The following is a 16,878-nucleotide window of genomic DNA, read 5'->3' on the forward strand; positions in this document are numbered from 1 at the left end:
CAGTGTCGCGATTCTTCCCGGTGACGCGGTCGATTCTACACTGACGAATTATCTGACACCGCGCACAGCCGATGTTGGCGCGCCAGTGAGGTGAGTCCACTCCGCGCAGTCACCGGATCAGTGCAAGTGACAAAGAACGTCGAGGCGCGAAACTGTTGGATAATGTTGAGGCGTGGCCACGCCCGTACACAAAGAAGTTAAGCGGCCGAGTAGGCCGGGCGGTTCAGTCCATGTTTGATAAAGCGACTGCTAACGGAACGAAAGGGCCCGCGACCTATGAACAGACCGTCAAGATTCGCAATTTATAGGCGTCGAACTTCGACGGAGGTCATCTTATGATTGTCAATCTTCTGAACCGGTTGGTCAACATATTGGGCGAGCACGGTCACCCTACTGCCGGGGCAGCGAGTATCAAGGCTGTTGCGCCCGACGAAGATATGGACTTGTCTCAACGCGAGTCGGAGTTTCAGAAGTATCTGTTGGCCAGAACCGCCGCTCGGGTGACCAGTGGTGCGTAACGGAGCGAGCGCTCCCGACGATTTCTCGACCAGACGTTCGGCGTTGTATAAATTGTCGATCCAGTCGGCCATGGCGCTGGTCAACTCAAAGGTGGTCGGCCACTTTCTGGTGTTCAGCAGTTCAGTCTGCATGCGGTCCCAGAACAGTTGCCAAATATGACGTCAGCGGTGCACGAGGACCGGGTAGGCCGGGCACCGATCCACCCAGGGAGTCGACTCGCCGGCATGGGGGCTGGGCATGACGAACACAGGCAATTCGGCAACACCGACATACGAAACTCCTGACGATCCTTGGCCTCAACAACCGTGGATCTACCAGCAGTCCTTCGTGTTTGGCACACGCCACGCCCAAGCCGAAGATCTCAGACACTCACTAAGACCTGGGACATCGCCCGATCACAGTCTACCGAATTCGTACAAGTGACAAGGCGCGCCTGGGAAGGACAATGTCCGCATGTCAGTTCGCTGCTGTATTTACGACAGTTTGCCCCTAGCGGCCGCGCTCTGGGCGGTGATGTTCAGATCTCGCCGAAGGACGTCCGACAGTTCGGTGAATATCCCCGCGATCAAAAATTTCTCGGACACCATTTCTGTGCCATTTCATTTGCGGTCTGGGTTGATGCATTTTGATTAATCACCTTGTAATTTGTTTCCGCTTTCAGTCGAGGAGGTTTTGTTCGTGCTGAGTGGCCGTCGACGGGCGGCGCTATGCGCACGTTGGTAGCAACGGTGTTCAAGCCCATTGCACCGTGATTTATGTCGCAGTCAATCCCATGGCGACCGCGCGGAAAGCTGAGCCGTCAGTGAACCCACACGCTTCGTTCGAAGGCGACAATCGGCAACGTCGGGCCGGAATTTAGACAATCGTGACTTCACTCCGATTCAACTGGAGGAGCTTATATGCCGCGAATGGTGGCATCGTTACGTTCACCCAGTTACTCCGGCTGTGGTTCACCATCAACCGTCGTTACGCTGGGGTCCGGAATCAACGCCTTCGGTCGTATCCGGGTATTCATTACCCGAGCAGGCCATTGGCCGGGATCGATATTCACGAGCGTGAAGAGTCTTGGCCGGGACGGCGGGTGGAGGTGTGAGAATCTAGGCACGCCGGGTCTCCGCGCCAGTGCAGTGATCCTTGTCACCGGCCTATTCGTCGAAGCGAAGTTCTGTCTCCGCATCGACGCACTTTCTCCATCACGGCATGTTTTTCAGTGTCCGAAGTGGTCATCGAATTGATCCATCTCCGCGGAAAAAATGTCGAACTACGCAGCCTAACCGACAGGCCTGCACTTGATCTCTCGTTCACTGTCGGGTTCGCGCATGCTGCAATATTGGCGAGCTCGGCTTTGAGTTCCGAGATGATAGCGGTAGTGCGATGTATTCGTGGATGTGAATCTAGTCGTCTTTTTCACTTGGCTGCTATTTCACGGCCATCCACGTAGCCACCGCCAGACCTTAAATTTGAAGTTACACCACCAATCCGTATCAGATGTACGAGATATATACGGCGATTCAGTTTTATCAAATGTAGGAGGTAGTGTCGGATGAATCTCCGTCCCAGGTTTTCTACAGACTCGCTGGCGTTGACCGGTGCAAGACCGCAGAAGTTGCCATGACCAGCTCAGAGGCGTGGCCCGCCACCCCTGAGACCGAGCCGATCATCGACAGTTCCCCCGTCGTCGGTGAAGATTCACCGACGCCGCCGGTGTCGCCGTGGTCGAACCGGCCGCAGCAGGATCGTTCTCGCCCTGGTGTCGGTGTGCCGGCGGGCGTGCCAGGACAGCAGCCTCTCGCGTCATCGTCTGGTCAGAGTGGTGGGTCGTCTTCTGGGTCTGTTGGGCCGGGGCAGGGTTCGGGTGCGCCGGTAGCACCCCCACCGTCGGGGTCGAGTCCTGGTGGGGCGACGGCGGGCGCGGTTGTGTCGGCGGATCCGAACACAGGGCAACCGCGCCCTGCACGGCAGGTGGGTGAGCCTAGCGCGCTGGCGACTCCGACTGTTGGGGCTGCTCCCGCACCGCCGCCTGATCCCGGGCTGGATCTGAATACTTTGGCGCAACTGGCGCCGGCTGCGGCGATGATGCTGCCCATGCTTGCCTCCTCTCTGTCGGGCCTCATGGGTGACAACGGCAGTAGCGGCGGCAGCGGCGCCGGGATGTCGCCGGAATCTCAGCGAGCACTGCAAGTGTTGAAACTCCTCGAAGCGGTCTACGGCAACGGTGACGCCAACGACCCGGAGGTAGGTCAGCTACGCAGCCAACTCGGTGTTACCGGGTCTGGTTCTGCCGCTACCGCTATCAAAGCCAGACAGCTGTTCCAGCGCAACGCAGCTACCGCGTTCAACAACCTCGACAATCAACTGTGCTCTTACATCACCAGCTTGAAGGGATACAACAAAAACGACAAGAAAGCTGTCACCCAGCTCTTGCGTGAGGTCAACATTGCCTTGGCCGAACTCGGACCGCAAGCCTACACCAAAGAAGGCCGTAAACAGGTCCACGCCACTCTCACCGCGGCCTTGAAAAAGGCCAGCACCATCGTGGCGGGTACCCAGTCCAGCAGTGCCGACGTTGCCGGCGCTATCAACCGGCTCACCAACCAATACCTCTACAATATCGCCGGTAAGACATACCCCGCTGCCGGCGGGGCAATTGGGGGGAGGGCGAGTTCGATAGGGCAGCGAGCGGTACAGGTGGCGCTGGCCCAACTCGGGAAGCGATATGTCTTTTCGGAGGAGGGTCCGAACGTCTTCGACTGCTCGGGGTTGGTACACTATGCAGCCAATAAGGCCGGCGTGAAACTCCCGCGCTTGACAGCGGACCAGTATTTGCGGAGTTTACCCCGGGTCTCCGCTGGCCAGATTCGGCCGGGGGACCTGATCTTCTCAACTTCTCACTTCAAAGGCGGCCGTGCGACGCATGTCATGATGTACGCCGGGGTGGACAGGTCCGGAAAACCAATATGCATCCAGGCATCGAGTGGTCGCGGCAACGTCAACATAACAAGTTTGCCAAGGAGCTACTATGCCGCGCGATTCGCGTAGCTGCGCAGTAGTCGACCGGCGTGTTACGCCTGGGTTTTAACACAATCAGTCCCGCACTGGAAGTCTCTGCACCAGAGTCGATTACCTGCGCCGGTTAAATTCGTGCTCGTGGTTGACCGACCCCGAAGGGTCATTTCTCGAGCCGCTGCTGCTACCGCCGGCGCCGGTGTCCACCCTGAGGCCAAGGCACCCAGTGTGGCCGCGGTCGAGCCTGCCGACTGCCTCTAGCTCAGGTCCGTGCTCGACGCGATCTTGGTGCCTCGCCTCAACCGCGGGAGCCCGCGGACTCAGCGGGAGCACCTGCGCGCCGAAAGGCCTACAGTCCCGCAGCGACCGCACACACCTGCACAAGCGCGATACCGTGGAGGAGTGAAGCATTCGACCAGCTGAAGGAAAACCATACTGTGGCAGCTCGATTCGACCAACTCGCCGTCGGGTCCGGCCGGTCGGGCAGACGCCGCCCCCTCGCTCAGAACGGACCCGACTTTTACGACGGAAGCCGCACACGGTCGAGAAAAGCGAACCGCGACCGGGCGAATTCGCTTCGACCGATCCCGCGCGGAAATGACGGTGAGATTCGAACTGTAACTGTGCAGTGGGGCATTCGTCTGCCCCAACCCAGGTGTCAGTATAAAACTGACGGAGATGCTTGACACCCGGATCCTCTGAGCCGTAGGGAGATTCGGGCGTCATGTCGAGGAGGTCACCGGCAACGTCGCGATGACCTGCCGCTACTTCGGCATCAACCGTCGCACGTACTACACGTGGCTGCGCCGGCAGGAGACCGAAGGAGTTGATGATCTGCGCGAGCGATCGCGGCGACCGCGGACCAGCCCGACCGCGACCCGTGTCGAGGTGGTCGAGAAGATCATCCACCTGCGGCAGCATTACCACTTCGGCCCGAACAAGTTCGGATGTACCTCGAGCGCTACCCACGACATCGAGATCAGCAAATCCGGTGTCTGGCGAATTCTCAAACGCCTGGACATGGGCCTGCTGCCGCCCCCCAGCGCTACAAGCGGCACGACCGCCGCTTGAAGCGGTACGGAGAAACAGCGCCCCGGTCACATGCACAGATCGATGTCAAGTTCGTTGAACCCCTGCCCGGGAAGACCGGGAGCCCGGTGGCGAAACCGGTTGGCAGGCGCGGGAAATTCTGTCAGTTCACCGCGATCGACGACTGTGCACGGCAGCAGATCCTGAAGATTTATCCGCGAAACAGCCAGAAGACCGCGATCCAGTTCGTCGACTATGTGCTGTCGCAGCTGCCATTCGCAGTCGAGACGATCCAGATCGATAACGGGGCCGAATGCCAGTCCGGGTTCCGCTGGCACGTGCCGGACAAGGGCATCAACCACTGCGTCTATATCAAGCCCCGCACGTCCCGGCTGAACGGCAAGGTGGAGCACTCGCGCCGCATCGCCGCCGAGGAGTTCTACTGGCTCCTCGACGGCGTCTACACATTTTCAACGCCAAACTCAAAAAGTGGCAGAACTATTACAACTACCACCGGCCCCACGGCGGGCTCGACGAGCAGACCCGTATAAGAGACTTCGTCAGAAGACGCAAACCGGGGACCGGGTGTAGCTGATCTTCGTCAGCGGCACACCGACACCAGGCGCTTGGAACGTCGCCCTGAGTGCAGTCTCCGGCCGCGACTTCTGTTCGTTGGTTTGCGGAGCTGTGCAGAAGGTACAACGTTGCAGCGAGCGACGAGCGTTCCGGCCACGGTCGGGCAGTGACGAGCGTTGCGATGCCTGGGATCACGGCTCAGCCCGCGCGGTCGCCGTCGTGTGCGGGTGGGGCATTTCGTCAGTGTGGGCGTAACAGTCGACGAGACAGTGACTTCACGCTTCGATTCCGGCGTCGTAGGTACATATCGGTATGTGACCGATGTGGGTTTGTGGGGGTCGGTGCAGGGTGGCTGTCGTGGAGGAAACGCTAATGCCCCGAGACACCACTGGACGAGCTCGACCTGTGTATGTCGAGCTATCGGTGACATGGGTCGCACATCGCCCCCGCGATAACAGATCCGCCCGGCTCGTAGAGACAGAATCTGCTACGATCCGGACTCGACCAGAACCGAATCATCATGACAACTCTATTGTTACCCCTTGCCTACGGATATATGCGTGACGATCTCGTCGATGACTGCGACGTGTGTGCGAGTGAAGACCGACTGCGTGACACTGCCCGCTTGCTGGGCTTTGAACTGGGTACGGTATTTCACGAGCCGGCACCGCAGAACGTGACATTGCCCCCGGCGTTCGTCGATCTGGTCCAGGAATGCCGGCGTGCGGCTGCGCACACGGTGATCACCCTGCGTGGGCACATGTCGCAGATGGCGGTGTGCCGGATGGTGCTGCTGGCGATCCTCGATGTACGAGCCGGCGCCGCAGTACACGAAGTTGCGGCCTGAACCGATACCTCGACGTCTGTGTCACTCATCGACGGTGCAGATAGCTCGGCACGACATGGGCTGTGTGACTTACGTCCTCATCCACTCCTGTTAGGACATCGATGTCCCGATCCGAACGTGTCAGCGCAGTCACCGAATTTGCACAAGCGGCGCTCATCGGATCCAGACATCGTGATCGTCACGAGTGAATTGCTCGGCACCGCGAAACCCTCATCTCTCGTCGTGCCGCGCGCAGTACTGCGCGAATCGCGCAGGTCTCACTCGTGATACGCCGCCCCCGGCCCGCCGAACGCCGCGGTGTGCCGGGGGCGGACCTGTCGTTCCCCATCATTCCTAGTGGATTACATCACCCGGGACCGAGGCCAGTGGAAATGAATCCGCACGATGTGCGAATTCATCACACAACAGCCGAGACGGATGGTTTCGAATTCGATCGGGGTCAATCGACCGAGTCGGGTTTGACGGCGTCGGCGGTGGTGGTAGGTGCGTTCGATCCAGGTGACTATCGCGATCCGCAGCTGTTCATGTGTGTCCCACCGCCGCTTGTCCAAGACATTGCGTTGGAGCAGGCGCGACGGTCGCCGCCGAATTGGGCGTACCTGCGCCACCATCTACCGGCAACCGTGCTGGCCCGTCAAAGCTGTTGTTCGTGCTGCAAACCCACACTCACTCACACAGTATGAACCGTTGGCTGCAGAATCTTGCCAATGACCGGCATGAGCGGTCTAACCGCAGGGCAGCTGCGTGAGTTGCTTCGAATGGTAGACAAATTTACCAGCACCCGACCAACACGGGTACAGCTGCAGTATTAATCGTTCGCTGACGAGTCAGTGGGTGTGGCGCTCGCGATCCGCTAGAAATTAGGGACGCGCGCTGTGGATAGTCTGTATTGTGTCAGGACTTCGGGAGTGGCGAGATCGGCGGTGAGGTCCCAGCCGCTATCCGCGAGGTAGTCGGCGAGTTCTTCTGGATCGAAGCCGAACACGAAAGGTTCCCCAGCCCGCTCGACGGAGCGGATCCAGGCGGACCCGCGGGGGAACTCGCGAGGTTTTGTCGAGCATACCCTGGTGAACATAGTTGAATATCTGGCCGCTGCCAGGACCACTGATGCCGCTGGCCCAGCGGATGGTGTTATCGACTGCTTTCGGTGTCAAATAGCTGGCCACTCCCTCCCAAACGGTGAATGTCGGCTGTCGCGCCTCCAGTCCGGCCTCGGCTAGCGCGGGTGCGAGCGGCTGACGATCGGAATAGATCGGCGCGAACGTCACGTGAGTAGGCAGTGCTCCGAGCTGCTGAGCAGGCACTCGACGTTTGACAGCTCGGGTCGCGGGATGATCGACTTCGAACACCGCACTTGCCGCATTTCGTCCAGGCGGTCTGCGCGCGTGTCGTAACCCGCGCCCAGGATTACTCCCTGCTCGACGCCGCTCGCGGCGGCGGCACGAAGGGCATCGTCGATGTAACGAGTCCGAGCCATCGCGGAAGCGCGGGGTCCGGGGACCTTCCAATCGAGCAACTACGCAAGGACCCAACCTCCCAGGCAGACCGCTCACGCCGACCGCCACCCGGAAAGGCCTAGCGAGGAAGTGCTGAGCCAGACGATCGAGGAACAGCCGCTCGATGGCTGGTCGCCGTGACTCCAAACTACGAAAAATGCCATGTACTGAGCGGCCTTGCTCTGCTGTCCTGGGATCACAAGTCGCACGAATGCCACGCGCGATCGCCTCGTCGCTCATGGAGGTACCGCTGCTCTTGGCCCGAGAACTTTCCCGCCCCTTCGGGTTGAATTCAGCTCGTTCCCTGCGGCGAGGTGGGCTCCCGCTCGCTGCTCTCCCCGAGTCCCAAGCTGAAACATCTGCGCGCTGCCGAGTAGGACTACAACACGAAGAACGGATTTTCCCTGGGAAGGTGTCGAAGAGAGGCCGTTTTCGTACAAGTATGCTCTCGGGGCTAACAATAGAGTGACATGCGATCTCCGAATGGAACAGTTCCTATCCGATCAGATACAGCCGGAAGTGGGGAGGTTCTGCGTTTTGCAGACGACGCCCTGTCGGCTCAATCAAATGCGGATTCCGAAAAGTTCGTTGGCTTACTTCCGAGGTGAACGCCGAGGCCAGCCCCTGGCTCCGAGTTGACCTAAGTCCTCGGCGCCCACCGAGCGCTCCCCTTAACGTCAATGCAAGGATGCACGTCAATGACCGAACCCGCAATAGTCCTCATCGTCGTAGCTGGGACAGCCGGGTTATTCGTGCTATCGTTCGTGGTATTGCCCTGGTTAGTCGAGCGGTTTGACGAGCCCGACGAGCCTGCGCCTTTCGATGAGTTGATGTAGCGTATCGAGCGGGAGGGCCGCGGTGACGCCGCCTTGCCGGCACCGAACTCGATGATTGATTTCATCGGAGTCGTCGCCCACGATCTATGGACAGGTGCGTCAGACTTGCCTTTACTGTCGGGCTGCGTTTGAGCGTTATAGTACCGCTGCAAACGAACGGATAGCAGCTCATTTGTGGAGAGGCCTGCAGGCTGCGGTGGTTAATTCGGCCAGCGGTTAGAACGATTGGATGGCCAGCTCCGACCGGCAGCGTTGCATCGCATCGACGGGGCATCAAAGCCGCCATGGTTCTGAACTTCGCCAGTGCGCCGCGGGGGGTTCACTGGCGGATCGAGACTTTGAACAGACTTGGCTGTGCCGCTTAGGGATCAGTTTGTCATCCACTCTAGGATAATGATAGATCTTGTCATGCAGCTCCTGCTATCGCGGATCAGCAAGTGCCCAGATCTCGCGAACCACCCCGCTCGAAGGCACATTTCGCACCTACGATCGCTTTGATCAGATGGACTAACAATCCTTTCCGGTGCAAGGTCGGCCGGCACAAAACTTGGCGGGCAATAGCGCGAGTAGATATCTGGGAATGCCGTCGCCGGCACGCCCGCCCTGTTCTCGGTTCTCAGAATTCATAGCTGATCGACTACCACTAGATACGGTTCGCGGGTTTGTGGGGTGTCGTCGAGGGCGATGCGTACCCATGCCAGGTGTTGTCGTGTAGGCCGCTCTACCGTTTCTCGGGTCGTAGCATCCCCGAATAACAGCGCATCGCATTCGCGCAGTGGCACATCAACGTCGCAGCTGCGGCACGATGGCGCGACGGAGTCGGGAGCCGCTTGTCGCGGCTTATGGCACGTGCCGTGTCGGCGGCCAGTGCGAGATCCGACCGGCCGAACCGGCGGCGCTGCGGCCACTCCCGCAACAGTGCGATCACCACTGTCGAGTTCGTTCGCGCAGATGGGCGTCATTGCGTCCATGACCTCCGAGGTTATTGAGAGAACTATCGCAGGCTGGCAGTTCCAGGAAAGATGAGAGCCGAATGACCCGCACAACACCGACCGCCGTCACCGTTTTCGACAGGGGCTCATGGAGCCGCGACGAGTAGCCGAGTTCCGGCTGACTCGACAGAACCATGTCGAACTTGTCGCGTCCGGCTGAATACTGACCCTCTGGTTCCGCTTGGGTTCAAGGGCGGTTTCGAGTCGTCGTCGCAACACGTGAACGGATTTCATCCTGCCAGTTCGGACTCGAAGACCTCTGCGGCGGTTCGCCACCCGAGGACTCTGCGCGGTCGGGTGTTGATTCGATACTCGGCTTGCCGGAGGTCTTCGACGCCGTGAAGGGACAGATCGGTGGTCTTCGGGAAGTATTGGCGTAGGAGTCCGTTCGTGTTCTCGTTGGTGGCGCGCATCCATGGCGATCCGGGGTGAGCGAAGTAGATTCCGTCGGTGAACAGGTCTGCCAGCAGATCATGGCGGGCCATCTCGGAGCCCTGGTCCCAGGTCAAGGTCAGCCTGGCTTGCGCAGGGACTGTGGCCAGCGCTCCGAGCGCGGCGGCTGCGAAAGCTTCGGCATTGCGGCCATCGGAGATGGACCAGGCGCACGAAGCGGCTGCGGCGGTCGACTAACGTCGCGATCGCCCAACCGTTCCGGGCGCCGACAATGAGATCACCCTCCCAATCGCCGATGCGGGTGCGTTGATCGACGACGGCGGGACGCGCCTCGATCAGGTTCGACGGAGTGATGAAACGAACCGACCGGACATCGGCACGACGACGCCGGCGCCGCAGGGAGCGCCGAGTCCGCAGACGCTTGGTCAACGCCCTGGACAACCCGGATCTTTCGGTAGATCGTCTCGTGGCTGATATGCAAGCCCGGTTGCGCAGGGTATTCGCGGCGAAGCCAGACACTGATCTGCTGCGGACTCCAATCCAGTTCCAGCTTGGCCTGAACGACAGCCCGCAGTTGAGGATCGGTCAGCAGCCGGCCCGGGCGGCGCCGGCAAGCACGGTGAGCAGCCCGAGAATGCGCGAGGTCGGCGTCGTAGCGGCCGCGGTCGTGACCGTAGGGTGTTGCGGCGTACTTCGCGGCTGACCGTCGAAGCGGCCCGGCCGAGTCGGCGCACGACCTCACGGATTGAGAGTCCGCGTTCTCGCAGGGTGGCGATGCGTTGACGTTCGAGCAAACTCAGGTATCGGTCCGAGCGAATCTCGTCGGAGATCCGCGAGGGAGGTAGTCCACCGTTCTCATGCCGCCATCGATAACCGGTCTTGCGGCCGATCCCGACGCGCTTCGCTGCCTCGACCGGACCGACACCGGAAAGGATCAACTCCCAGTACTGCGCCTCCAACACCAACCGCCGCTTCGCGCCACGCTTCCCAACCACTCGCACACCCATCTACTACCAGGAGTGTTGCGACAAGATCTTGAACCCAAGCGGACAGGGTGGGTCAAAGGTTCGCCCGACGTTGACAACGGCGACCGCGTCCCGTGAGGTGCCGATGTGGCACGTACTTTGCGCCCGGCAGGCGGTGTCCCGCCGCCGATTGTTGACTTGTTGGAGAAGGTGCAGGCCGACCACGATCCAGTCGATGTCGATTGTTGTCGACGAGCGGTATCGCTTGCTGATTGGTCGACCGTACGTTACGGCGGCGAACACGACCTGAACTCTTGCCGTCCCGATCCCGCTACCCGCGCATGGACTTGCGGTTCGGCGACAACATCATCGACTGGGCTCAAACGCCGCTGGACCGATCTGCTGCGCCCGGCCATCGCGATCCGGGGGCGCCGGGTGTCGCTCGGTGACTCTGCTGCGCTGGCCGGGTAGTCACTCGCACAAGAAGCTGCCTTCGGGCATTCCGTGAGGTGAGCCGTGTGACGAGCCACGATCACGCCGCTAAGAATCCTTTGGGAAGCGGATCACCGTGATCATGAACAAAGCTGCAACGTTTTACGTTGCGCGGATCTGCTGATGATCGGCGACCATTCATCGGTCACTACGACCCGACCACCAGGAACGCGTAGTCAAGTTTGACGAAGTGCTCGCCGAACGCGCGATCTACTCCAACTTGCTCGACATCACCGACGCGGCCAACCAGCTCGCAGCCGAAGGTGACCCGGTCCAGTGTGAAGACCGAGCCACAGTCACCCCTACATCCGCCGCATCGGGACCTCGTCCCACCCGAGGCCGCACCCACCCACCTGCCTCGCCCTGGAAACGCGAGTACTGTTTGCCCCGGGTATCTGACTGGTGAGTCTCGTTCAAGGAATATCGCCAGCTGTGGATCCATGTGTGTCTGGTGCTCTTGCTGCGACAAGAGAGTCGAGCACTCGCGGGTTCATGACCTCGAGATCGGCCCAAACCAGGTGGTGGTCGGTATCGGTGGTTTCGACCCCTCGGTTCAGTGTCTGGAATTCCCGAGACGAGTAGATTTGGTCCGGCGCGCCGTCCCAGCCCGGAACTGTCCTGGCCTCTGGATCCAGTGCTGCGCTCATGCCCATGTCCTGGAATGTGCTTCCATACACCGCTCCTGGGCGATCGGTGTTGAGGTCCGCGGCGATCACTGTCGGGCCATCGACGATCTCGCGCACCACAGACCCGATCTCTCGAGCATGCTCGACGCCAGCACCCTGCTCGTAGCTGTGCCCGAAGAACCCCAGCGGCGACGGCTGCAGGTTGACCACATTGATTCCACCGACGGTGACACGTTGCGCATACCGGTCGTAGGGTTCCACGGATCGACCGCCGACTTTCAGGTCGAGTCGGATGGGCGGTAACCGCTGCGAGCGAGCGTCATCGATCGGTAACCGGCTGATGACCGCGAGGCTCAGCGCCTTGCCGTCACTGATGTGTGAGGGGCACATCTCGGTCTCATAGACATGTGGGTAGCCCAGCAGTTCAGCCAGATCCCGAGCCGTCGAACCGTTCGGGCCGATCTCCGATTCCTGCACGTTGATGACATCAGGATCAACCCGGCGCGGCCAGTCGGCGAAATACGGCAGATCCACCTCGTCGTAGTCGAATGCGTCCGTCGACAGAGCGCGGCGACCACCCACGATATTCCACGTCACCACCCGAAATGGTCGTCGCCGAGGATTGGTTCCGGTCACGGCAGACGACCGCTCGCCGACGTAGGTTTCGAGCGGGCGCGGGGATCGCGGTTCGCCGGCGTTGGGTTCACCGTGGCGCCGCTTGTCGGCGTTTGATACTGATCGGGCTGCATTCTCGGCGCCACTGGCCACGGATCGGACGCCACCCTCGGCGCAAGTCAGTCCGAATCACGTAATGTCGTTGCTCAATTTTCGGGCGGCTCGAACCGCTGCCTTCGCGATCTCGTATTTCTTCAGCAAACAATGCCCTTCACCTGCCCGAGCTTCCTGGTCCTGTCCCGGCACTAACTCCTGCGGTTGGGTGGCCATGCGATCCGCGGGTGATCGGTCGTGCCCGCGATTGCGATCGCGCCGAGCCCTCAAATGCCATCAACGGGGGTGTCTCCTTGCGTATCTGTTGGGTCGGGGTTGCTGTTGGTTGCGTTGTCACCCTGGCTATGTGGCTCGGTCGTGCTGAAGGGTGCAACAGCTGGTCGGTCGGGAGACGCCGAACAGTTCGTCGGAGTCGGACCTGGCGTACTCGCCGGTGGTGCGCATGCATCGAAGTTCGTTGCGTTGATTGGACGAAGCTTGGGCGCTCGGCCGCGGAGGCGGCCCTTGGCGTGGGCTGCACCTATGCCTATGCGAGTGCGCACTCGCATAGGCATAGGTAGCGACTTCGAGTTCGGGGAAGGCGGCTCAGGAGGTTGACGAATGTCACGAGCCTGCGTCACCAGGCGGACCGCTGTGACCGCCTGATTCAGCCTGTCGCGCTGACGTTTGGTGCCGGTCAATCCGTGATCGGGATAGACGCCCTCAGGTGCACGTGATGGTCCGGGCAGCTTGGGAAGGGACGATGCCGAACATTTCGTGGCAGACGCGGTTGAGGTGAGCGCTGTCTGTGAACCCAGCGGAGTGGGCGGCGTCGGTGAGCGTGGCGCCGGCGCGGGCGACCTCGACGGCGCGGATGATGCGGGCCCAGCGGAGATAGGTGGGAAAGGTCACGCCGAGGTCGCGGGCGAAGAGTCGTCCAAGGCGGTCGGCGGAGATGCCGACCGCTGTGGCGATAGACGTAATGCGGACTGGGCCGTCAGCGAGCAGAGTGGGGATTAGGGCGGTTGCGGCGTTCACACACGGGTGCACGGTAGGCCGGTTTGATGGCTTTCCGAGGAGCGTGGCCAGCACCCCGTCGACACTGGCGACGGGGCCTGAGGGTAGGTCGCTGGCTGCGGCGATCCAGTCAGAGGCCAGGGTACGTCTGCTGGGAACGATGCGCGCTGTTGCAGCGATGGCAGCGCAGGAGGCGGGTTCGAGATAGATCACGATGCCAGCAGCGCCAGCAGTGCCCACGGTGTCGATGCGGTGGCTGGCTCCAGAAGGGATGATCGCGGCGGCGGCGTGGAGTTGGGTGCCGGTGTGGTCGATGAATGCGATCTGACCGCTGGTGGCAACTGTTATTTGCACAGCGGCGTGGTTGTGGATATGCGTATTGCCGAACTGGCCGGTGTAGACCAGACGGCCGGGTGTGATTTCCAAAGATCCGTGCCATCCCATGCCGCGGGAGTCTATATGGAAATGCAATTTTGCTGCTACTTGGGAAATTGGGTTTAATCACCGGATCGGTACAAGCGTTAGGGCAGTGTTGGGTTTTAGGGCCGTCGGCATGTCGACAGGTGCCCGTGTCGATCACTCGCCATGCGGGCCGGAAACTTTGATAGTACCGCCAGCTTCTGAGGAAGTGGACCATTCGCTGCATCTACTTACACTGGGCCAATTGCTCCTCTATCGCACCGCGTTCAAAGCCCTGCGCGGCTCGTGCCAATCCTCCGTTCGCGGTGCGCCTCACCGTAACCACGCTGACCATCAAAGGCGTCGCACTTATACCGGCGTCGCAGACGGCAAGTTCGTCCGCAATCCCTGAAACGAATACCAGACGCGCAACCAGCAGTAGGCCACTTCGCGTCCCGCAGTCGCCGGATGGGTACAAGCGACAAGGGGCCTTAGGGTAGATACTGTCGGTATGGATTTCGTTGCTGCATCGGAGTGTCCGCTGGTCGTGGTGCTGTTCGCGCCCCGTGTCGATGGTCGGCTCCCGGTCCGGCGGATAGCTTTGCGACCGCAGAATTTTTGAATCGCGAATTCTTCATTGCTTAACTTTCCAGTCCAGTCGATTCAATCCATTTCCGTACTACTGTTGACCAAATTTTGGAGCCGATTCCAGGGGTGAGATTCATATCTGCTATGGATTAGCACTCTCTTGAGATGCGGCTTCGAACGGACTTCAGGGGGCGAGTTCTGATTTCTGATTATGGGTTGCTTTTGCGCTAAATCTCTACATATCCTTTGGGCGCCTAAGCGTGCCCGTGTTCGGAGTGTCTATTCCAGATGACTCTCCGAGTAATTATAAGTACGGCTTTGGGGTGATTTTTCGCAGCGTTCACAGTCAACGCTCGTTGAGGATTGCGGGAGGCGGAAGTGCCGATTTGGGAACGCGCCGAGGTGTCAACAGCTCCCAGTGTCGATTGCCTCGTGCGCGTTTGAAGCTGGGGTCGGAAATGATTGCGGAAACGCTCGACGCAACCAGGTGTGGATCCCACGATTGGCGTATCCATAAAGGGATATTGCGTGGCCGCAATGTGTGGGAGGTGCTGAATCTCATCCAATTACTGCATGAGCAGGGTATCGGGGTGAAATCTCGGGCCGATCCGGTGCTGCTCGACACCGCGGTAGCGTCGAGCACGTCGCTGTCGAGACCATCAGGCGCGGCCGCACCGCACCGGTCGTCCCGACAGATGTCCACTCACAGCTGGTAATGGGGTTGCGGTCGGACACGAACATGCGCTGGAACGACCCCGCCCTCACCTTCGGCCGCCCCATCCGATGGCTGCTCGCCCTCCTCGACGACAACGTACTGCCGGTCACTGCAGGAGGCTTGGTCGGTGACCGAAACTACTCGCAGCCACCGGCATATGCAGCATCCGGAGATCACTGTTGGTCACGCCGCAGACCACGACGTCGTGATGCGAGCTGAAGGGATCATCGTTGATCGTGTTGAAAGGCGGTCCGTGGTGCAGGCAGCAACCAACCTTGCCCGCGAACACGGGTGGTTCGATCGATACTGACAGCGAGTTCGCTTTGATCGACGAAAACACCATCTGGTCGAGACACCAATCGGTGTTCTCGGTCGATTCGACCAGCGGTTTCTGCAGCTGCCCAAGCAGACTCTCACGACGGCCATGCGCAAACACCAACGCTATCTTCCGGTCCAGGCCAACCACGGCACCCTTCTGTCACTGTTCGTCACTCTCGCCAACGGCGTCTGCGACCTCGACGTGGTCCGCGATGGCAACGAAACGTGCTGCGTGCGCTTCGAGGACGTCGCATTCTTCTGGAACAGCGACTTGAAGATCCCGCCCCGGCAGTTTCGGGCCCGGCTCGCCGAGCTCACCTTCGAACAACGACTTGGGTCCATGGCTGATCGCGCTGATCGCACGCCGCAGTCAGCCAGGTTCTCGGTACACGAACAACGACCTTGTCCGCCAACGAGTCGGCCATCCTGATTCGGGCAGGTAAGCTGGTGAAATTCGACCTTGCGACCGAGATGGTCGTCGAAATGACCTCCCTCGCCGGCACCATGGCACGCGAGTGCGCACCCGCAGCCGGCGAACCGGATCCAATAGCTGAAGCACTGCTCGATACCGAACTGCCCCGCCATCACAGTGACGAATTCCCTGCCAGCCTCCCCCGCAGCACTGCTCGCGCTCGCCGACCGATTCGATCTACTTGTCGCGTTGCTCGCCCATCGACGCCAAGTTCACCAGACCTCCGGCACTTACGGGCCGCGCCGGGCCGCGACCGGAATCGTCCGAATTTTATGTGCGCATCCCGAGCTCCAAACCTCACTTACCGCGACGGCCCTCGCCGCTGCGGCGCGCCCTGACGGGACTGTGGATCTTATGGTGTTTCTGGCCTGGTTCGCTGGGCGAAGTTCGTCGGGAAGGTGCCGTGATGACGACACTGAATGCCGTGGCGAGGAGAGAGGCTGAGGTTTCGGCCGAGGAGCTGGCGGTGGCGGAGTTGGTCCGGATGGCCAAGGAACGGATTTGTCTCTGGCCGGGCCCGACGGGCTGCTCGAACAGTTCACCATGGCGGTCCTCGAGACCGCGTTGGACGAGGAGATAACCGAGCATTTGGGGTTCGAGCTGAACCAGGCTCCTGCGACCAATTTCGCCGAGATCTATGGCGCGTCGGTGTCGAAGGAGATCGTCTCTCGTATCACCGACAAAGTGGTCGCGGAAAGGCAGGAGTGGTCATGCCGGCCGCTGGATGAGGTCTACGTGGCGATCTTCATCGATGCGATCGTGGTGAAGGTCCGCGATGGTCAGGTCGCCGACCGGCCGATCTACGCCGCGATCGGGGTCAGCGTCACCGGGGAGAAGGACGTACTCGGATTGTGGGCCGGCAGCGGTGGCGAAGACGCGAAATT

12 protein-coding genes and 5 pseudogenes are annotated in these 16,878 nt (G+C 60.6%); 9 read left to right on the forward strand and 8 right to left on the reverse strand.

Features of this window, described 5'->3' with window-relative positions:
* Positions 1 to 302: 302 nt before the first annotated feature.
* Entirely contained in the window at positions 303 to 650 is a 348-nt protein-coding gene (locus tag AB0B25_RS25925; RefSeq protein WP_357184435.1) for a hypothetical protein, read from the reverse strand.
* A gap of 1,915 nt (positions 651 to 2,565) precedes the next feature.
* Here AB0B25_RS25925 and AB0B25_RS25930 point away from each other — a divergent pair.
* The 4 genes and pseudogenes from AB0B25_RS25930 to AB0B25_RS25945 all read left to right on the forward strand — a co-directional run bounded on the left by AB0B25_RS25930 (position 2,566) and on the right by AB0B25_RS25945 (position 5,977).
* Positions 2,566 to 3,558, forward strand: coding sequence for a DUF4226 domain-containing protein (locus AB0B25_RS25930; RefSeq protein ID WP_357184438.1), 993 nt, complete (start codon positions 2,566 to 2,568; stop codon positions 3,556 to 3,558).
* 711 nt (positions 3,559 to 4,269) lie between these two features.
* Positions 4,270 to 4,596: pseudogene (locus AB0B25_RS25935) on the forward strand (leucine zipper domain-containing protein); the annotation flags it as partial.
* An 86-nt stretch (positions 4,597 to 4,682) separates the two neighbouring features.
* The gene (locus tag AB0B25_RS25940) at positions 4,683 to 5,105 is read left to right on the forward strand and encodes a hypothetical protein (RefSeq protein ID WP_357184441.1); all 423 of its coding nucleotides are present in this window, start codon (positions 4,683 to 4,685) and stop codon (positions 5,103 to 5,105) included.
* 545 nt (positions 5,106 to 5,650) lie between these two features.
* On the forward strand, positions 5,651 to 5,977 hold the full coding sequence (locus AB0B25_RS25945; RefSeq protein ID WP_357184444.1) for a hypothetical protein: 327 nt from the start codon (positions 5,651 to 5,653) through the stop codon (positions 5,975 to 5,977).
* 341 nt (positions 5,978 to 6,318) lie between these two features.
* Here the strand turns inward: AB0B25_RS25945 and AB0B25_RS25950 are convergent.
* The 6 genes and pseudogenes from AB0B25_RS25950 to AB0B25_RS25975 form a co-directional block, all read right to left on the reverse strand.
* Positions 6,319 to 6,546: pseudogene (locus tag AB0B25_RS25950) on the reverse strand (hypothetical protein); the annotation flags it as partial.
* 369 nt (positions 6,547 to 6,915) lie between these two features.
* Positions 6,916 to 7,454, reverse strand: a pseudogene (locus tag AB0B25_RS25955) (SAM-dependent methyltransferase).
* A gap of 2,077 nt (positions 7,455 to 9,531) precedes the next feature.
* On the reverse strand, positions 9,532 to 9,894 hold the full coding sequence (locus AB0B25_RS25960) for an IS30 family transposase (RefSeq protein ID WP_357184461.1): 363 nt from the start codon (positions 9,892 to 9,894) through the stop codon (positions 9,532 to 9,534).
* 225 nt (positions 9,895 to 10,119) lie between these two features.
* Positions 10,120 to 10,701 carry a helix-turn-helix domain-containing protein gene (locus AB0B25_RS25965; RefSeq protein ID WP_357184447.1) on the reverse strand — a complete coding sequence of 194 codons (582 nt, stop codon included), beginning with the start codon at positions 10,699 to 10,701 and terminating at the stop codon, positions 10,120 to 10,122.
* 863 nt (positions 10,702 to 11,564) lie between these two features.
* Positions 11,565 to 12,374: a hypothetical protein gene (locus AB0B25_RS25970; protein WP_357184449.1), complete on the reverse strand. Its 810-nt coding sequence runs from the start codon at positions 12,372 to 12,374 to the stop codon at positions 11,565 to 11,567.
* 834 nt (positions 12,375 to 13,208) lie between these two features.
* Entirely contained in the window at positions 13,209 to 13,946 is a 738-nt protein-coding gene (locus AB0B25_RS25975) for a helix-turn-helix domain-containing protein (RefSeq protein ID WP_357184452.1), read from the reverse strand.
* Positions 13,947 to 15,147: 1,201 nt separating this feature from the next.
* On the opposite strand from AB0B25_RS25975, the gene AB0B25_RS25980 reads away from it, so the two are divergent.
* Positions 15,148 to 15,423: a glycine--tRNA ligase subunit beta gene (locus tag AB0B25_RS25980; protein ID WP_357184464.1), complete on the forward strand. Its 276-nt coding sequence runs from the start codon at positions 15,148 to 15,150 to the stop codon at positions 15,421 to 15,423.
* Here the strand turns inward: AB0B25_RS25980 and AB0B25_RS25985 are convergent.
* On the reverse strand, positions 15,311 to 15,670 hold the full coding sequence (locus AB0B25_RS25985) for a hypothetical protein (protein WP_357184455.1): 360 nt from the start codon (positions 15,668 to 15,670) through the stop codon (positions 15,311 to 15,313). The genes AB0B25_RS25980 and AB0B25_RS25985 overlap by 113 nt on opposite strands.
* Here AB0B25_RS25985 and AB0B25_RS25990 point away from each other — a divergent pair.
* The 4 genes and pseudogenes from AB0B25_RS25990 to AB0B25_RS26005 form a co-directional block, all read left to right on the forward strand.
* Positions 15,602 to 15,952, forward strand: coding sequence for a glycine--tRNA ligase subunit beta (locus AB0B25_RS25990; RefSeq protein WP_357184466.1), 351 nt, complete (start codon positions 15,602 to 15,604; stop codon positions 15,950 to 15,952). The two genes, AB0B25_RS25985 and AB0B25_RS25990, sit on opposite strands and share 69 nt — an antisense overlap.
* Before the next feature lie 53 nt (positions 15,953 to 16,005).
* Positions 16,006 to 16,053, forward strand: a pseudogene (locus AB0B25_RS25995) (hypothetical protein); the annotation flags it as partial.
* 58 nt (positions 16,054 to 16,111) lie between these two features.
* Positions 16,112 to 16,438, forward strand: a complete 327-nt coding sequence (locus tag AB0B25_RS26000; RefSeq protein WP_357184458.1) for a glycine--tRNA ligase subunit beta — start codon at positions 16,112 to 16,114, stop codon at positions 16,436 to 16,438.
* Positions 16,401 to 16,878: pseudogene (locus tag AB0B25_RS26005) on the forward strand (transposase); the annotation flags it as partial. The gene AB0B25_RS26000 and the pseudogene AB0B25_RS26005, both read left to right, overlap by 38 nt.

The organism is Nocardia sp. NPDC049190 (genome assembly GCF_040648115.1).
Lineage (GTDB): Bacteria > Actinomycetota > Actinomycetes > Mycobacteriales > Mycobacteriaceae > Nocardia.

Excerpts from the sequence above, each read along its gene's own strand:
- AB0B25_RS25925 (WP_357184435.1), bottom strand. The coding sequence starts at position 650 with ATGCAGACTGAACTGCTGAACACCAGAAAGTGGCCGACCACCTTTGAG.
- AB0B25_RS25945 (WP_357184444.1), top strand. The coding sequence starts at position 5,651 with ATGACAACTCTATTGTTACCCCTTGCCTACGGATATATGCGTGACGAT.
- AB0B25_RS25965 (WP_357184447.1), bottom strand. The coding sequence starts at position 10,701 with ATGGGTGTGCGAGTGGTTGGGAAGCGTGGCGCGAAGCGGCGGTTGGTG.
- AB0B25_RS25975 (WP_357184452.1), bottom strand. The coding sequence starts at position 13,946 with ATGGGATGGCACGGATCTTTGGAAATCACACCCGGCCGTCTGGTCTAC.